3 protein-coding genes are annotated in these 2,690 nt (G+C 43.8%); 2 read left to right on the plus strand and 1 reads right to left on the minus strand.

Annotated features, from left to right (window positions below):
- On the plus strand, positions 1-354 hold a 354-nt coding region (locus AC1DPZ_RS25070), incomplete at its 5' end, for a hypothetical protein (RefSeq protein WP_477408619.1).
- Here the strand turns inward: AC1DPZ_RS25070 and AC1DPZ_RS25075 are convergent.
- Positions 351-1,244, minus strand: a complete 894-nt coding sequence (locus tag AC1DPZ_RS25075; RefSeq protein WP_477408621.1) for an SMP-30/gluconolactonase/LRE family protein — start codon at positions 1,242-1,244, stop codon at positions 351-353. The two genes, AC1DPZ_RS25070 and AC1DPZ_RS25075, sit on opposite strands and share 4 nt — an antisense overlap.
- 213 nt (positions 1,245-1,457) lie before the next feature.
- Here AC1DPZ_RS25075 and AC1DPZ_RS25080 point away from each other — a divergent pair.
- On the plus strand, positions 1,458-2,690 hold a 1,233-nt coding region (locus AC1DPZ_RS25080), incomplete at its 3' end, for a lysine--tRNA ligase (protein ID WP_477408623.1).

Genomic DNA, 2,690 nt, shown 5'->3' on the forward strand with positions numbered 1-2,690 from the left:
GTATTATATTGTATCATCTATAAAAATCATGCAGCTATGAAAAATCCGATTTATGTAGATTTAAAGCACGCTGATGGCAGTTCGAGAAGCATCATCATTGAACCGGTATTAAAGCACAACCTGGCAAATACCGGGGTATACAACATATACAAAACATCGGTTGACAATGAATCACGGCTATTTACCGAAGAAATGGAGATAGATGAGGCCAGCCCTTCTTTAGCTAATAAAGACAACCCGGACTATTTAGGGACAATTACTTTCCCCCAAACAGGCCCCTGGCATTATGATGGCGATCTGCTAAGCAATCGCGAGCAACAACAAATTATTTCCATATTGCAGCAAAAAGCTTAATTCACTCCTTTTACCTTCATTTTAAAGGTATATACCGCTTTGGATGCGGTTATAAATAGCATGTCCTTATTTTTACCGCCAAAGCAGATATTGGCTGTCCAGGGTTCATCTATATCTATATGTGCTATCTTTTCGCCTTTGGGGTTAAAAATGGTAACACCTTTGCCGGTAAGGTAGATGTCTCCTTTTTCATCAATCGTCATCCCATCGGATCCCTGTGCGGTAAAAAGGGTCCGGTTACTTAATGAGCCATCTTTATTAATCTCGTACCTATAGGTTTTGTTATCGCCAATATCGGCCACGTACAAATATTTACCATCGGGCGTACCTATAATGCCGTTGGGCCTTACAAATTTATCGTCGACTATTATAGCTTCATGCCCGCCTTTTGGCAGGTAATAGAGCTTTTGTCCGTCAAGGTCGGTTTTTTTGCGGGTCCAGTAATTGCGTTGGTAGTATGGGTCGGTTATGTACAAGCCATCATCCGGGCGTACCCAAACATCATTGGGGCCGTTAAATAATAGCCCCTTGTAATTGGCAAGCAGCACCTTAACCTTGCCTTTGGGACTGATAGACCATAACTGATTTTTTTCATCGGCGCAACTGATAAGGTTACCTTTTTTGTCAAAATACATCCCGTTACTACGGCCCGCGCTATCTAAAAAGATGGATAGCTTGCCATCGGTATCATACTTCCAGATCTTATCATTAGGCTGATCGGTAAAAAACACATTGCCTTTTTTATCAACAGCCGGGCCTTCGGTGAATGAAAATTGTTTAGCAACCAGCACAGCTTTGGTACCGGCATCATATAAACTTGTACTATCCTGGCTAAATACTTTGCAGGTGACAGCTATAAGGCATAATAAGATCAGAGAGATTTTTTTCATTTGCGGATGGTAATTGGTTAGCTAATATAGGTTGTTTAAAGGGAAAAAAAAGAAGCCCCCTCTAAATCTCTGCCAAAAAGCCCCACCTAAATCCTCCCCGGTAGGGAGGACTTAAAAATAAAAGCCTCCCCTACCGGGGGAGATTTAGAGGGGGCTTCTTCAATCTCATTAAAAACGCTATTTTTGCAACTTTATTAAAATACCGTTCAAAACATGAGTATTGCACTATCCGAACAGGAAATTATTCGCCGCGAATCTTTACAACAATTAAGGGCACTGGGCATTAACCCATACCCTGCCGAAGCTTTTGATGTTAACGCCTGGGCACAGGATATTACCGATAATTTTGCAAATAAACCCGAGGCCTACCAAAATGTAGTTATCGCGGGCCGTATCATGACCCGCCGCATCATGGGCAGTGCATCTTTTGCCGAGATCCAGGATTCAACCGGGCGGATCCAGATCTACCTGAAACGCGACGATATTTGCCCTGATGAGGATAAAACTTTATACAATACCGTATTTAAAAAACTACTGGACCTTGGCGATTACGTAGGTATAAAAGGTTATGTATTTTTAACCCAAACCGGCGAAATTTCCGTTCACGTACGTGAGCTGATTGTGCTGTCCAAGTCGTTAAAACCACTGCCTGTAGTAAGGCGGGATGACGAGGGCAATATATACGATGCATTTACCGATCCCGAGCTGCGTTACCGCCAGCGTTATGTGGATTTAACTGTTAACCCGGCTTATAAACAAATTTTCGTCAACCGCTCCAAAGTTATCAGCAGCATGCGCAACTATTTTAACGCGCAGGGATGGATGGAAGTAGAAACCCCGATATTGCAGCCCGTACATGGTGGTGCAGCGGCCCGTCCGTTTACTACACACCACAATACGCTGGATATGCCATTGTTTTTACGCATAGCCAATGAGCTTTACCTGAAACGCTTAATTGTTGCCGGTTTTGATGGTGTTTATGAGTTTGGCAAAATGTTCCGCAACGAGGGTATGGACCGCACCCACAACCCGGAGTTTACCGCCATGGAAATTTATGTGGCTTATAAAGACTATATCTGGATGATGGCCATGGTTGAGGAATGCCTTGAAACCGTTGCCAAAGCCGTTCATGGCATCCCGGTGGTACATGTGGGTAGTAACGAGATCAACTTTGCCGGTCCGTATGAGAAATTGTCAATGTACGATTCTATCCTGAAATATACAGGCATTGATGTATCCGCTATGGACGAGGCTGCCTTACGCGAGACCTGTGCCGAGCTTAAGATAGAGGTTAACCCAACCATGGGTAAAGGCAAACTGATTGATGAGATCTTCAGCGCCAAAGTGGAGCATAACCTTATTCAGCCTACCTACATCACTGATTACCCTATCGAGATGACCCCGCTTGCCAAAAAACACCGCACAAAAGTGGGCCTGGTAGAGCGC

The sequence above is a fragment of the Mucilaginibacter sp. P4_G9 genome (assembly GCF_056400985.1).